Annotated in this window: 1 protein-coding gene; it reads left to right on the top strand. The window is 42.7% G+C overall.

Annotation, left to right across the window (positions count from 1 at the left end; all coding sequences use genetic code 11):
• The first annotated feature begins 621 nt into the window (after positions 1–621).
• Positions 622–1,200: a phosphatase PAP2 family protein gene (locus AC1DWN_RS33810; RefSeq protein ID WP_477563195.1), complete on the top strand. Its 579-nt coding sequence runs from the start codon at positions 622–624 to the stop codon at positions 1,198–1,200.
• Positions 1,201–1,343: the final 143 nt, after the last annotated feature.

Here is a 1,343-nt window from a genome sequence, read left to right on the forward strand (position 1 = left end):
GCACCAACACCATAGATGGGTGACAAGCTTTGTATTATATATTTCTCTGACGTAAACGACTGATGCCTTTCTTTGGCTCAGTATGCTCGTTTCGCGATAAACAGCGTTTTTCTGTAAACGCCTCTTAACCCTTACTGATTCTCCACAGAAACATGCTCTTTGTCAAAAGTTGAAAATGACGTGATTAGGCTTAATCTCGTCAGAAAAACGCTTGCATCCCCGAACAATGAACGCAGTACCTCCTTTTTCGGCGACTTAGCCTTATTTTCAACCATTTGCTAAATTTTTAGCACTATTGTCCTTAATTACGATGAAAAGTTTATAAATGTTTCGTTAAAACCTATTCTTTATTGTGACAAACGTGTGAACACACCATTAGAAAACGCACACTTTTGAATTTCCGACATTTTTTTCAAGGCTTTTTGCTGCAAAATTCATAGGTGCTGCGTATGTCTCCGTAACAGTTTTGCCCATACAAGCAATTTGTAAAACGGTTAAAGCAAAACAAATAAAATAATGGGCTTTTAATAAAGGCTGGTTCCTATGCTAACGTTCAGCAAACAAATTCATGATACGATCAATTTGGGAGAAAAAGCTGATATGCTTAGGAGGATGGCAGCTATGGCACGTGTAATAGACTGGCTCAAAACGAGTGATCTGCGAATGTTCATATGGGTCAATCGAAGGCATTCAAAAGGAATGGTACACCTACTGATAGGCAAATGGTTAAGTACTGTAACGCATATGGGCGGTGCAACCTCCACACTAACAACAGCCCTGCTATTCGCACTCTTAGCTCCAGAACCTTGGAGTACAACTGGCTGGCAATGCTTGACTGCCGTTATGATCAGCCATATTCCAGTTTCGATTTGTAAAAGAAAATTTAAACGATTGCGCCCTTATCAGGCCATGCCAGGTGATGTGTTTACATGTCCGAAGCCACTTAAAGACTCTTCTTTTCCTTCCGGACATACGACAGCCATATTCGCTTGGCTCGTCCCCATATTGCTTACGAGCGGCGGTATATGGCTGTCTCTGCTTATGCCGGCGGCTTTACTAATCGGAATATCAGTAGCATGGTCAAGAATGTATCTTGGCTTACATTATCCTTCTGATGTTGCGGCAGGCGCCCTTATCGGAACAGTAACCGCCATCGCGGTAACCTTTTTTTGGCTGTCCCTAGTGAATGGCCTGCTTTAGGCTTCGTTCGTTTCTACAGTTTCGGCTGTATCTTCAGTTGAATCGTCATTATCATCGGCTTCAGCTGCTTCGCTTGCTTCCTTAAGTGCTTTTTCCCGCTTCGCATCACGGTGCTTTTGAAGCGCCTCGGAACCAATAACAAC

The sequence above is a fragment of the Paenibacillus sp. P4_A7 genome, from assembly GCF_056402455.1.

What these genes read in the sequence shown, in the direction of transcription:
- AC1DWN_RS33810 (WP_477563195.1), top strand. Translation starts at nt 622, where the DNA reads ATGGCACGTGTAATAGACTGGCTCAAAACGAGTGATCTGCGAATGTTC.